The 233-nt window shown below is 30.9% G+C and carries 1 pseudogene; it reads left to right on the top strand.

What is annotated here, in order from left to right:
- Positions 1-233: pseudogene (locus KVT11_RS20710) on the top strand (sugar phosphate nucleotidyltransferase); the annotation flags it as partial.

The following is a 233-nucleotide window of genomic DNA, read 5'->3' as shown; positions in this document are numbered from 1 at the left end:
AGGATCATGTGAAAGCTTTAATGAAATCAAGTAAAGCAAATATGGCGCTTATGTTTTCAGACCAAGGAAATTATTTCGAGTTATATGATAATCATAGTAATATTTACCAAGGGACGGATTTTGAAGAGATTGATATTCCAGATTTATTACTGGAATCGGCAGGAAATATTTACCCAATGTCTTTGAAATTAGGAGAATGTTATCTTCTATTTTATACGCAGGATGAAAAAAAA

Origin of the sequence: Bacillus sp. GbtcB10, assembly GCF_019091365.1 — a bacterium.
Taxonomy (GTDB): Bacteria; Bacillota; Bacilli; order Bacillales; family Bacillaceae; genus Bacillus; species Bacillus altitudinis.
The sequence above is the reverse complement of the archived record's forward strand: the minus strand, read 5'-3'. Positions and strand labels throughout refer to the sequence as shown.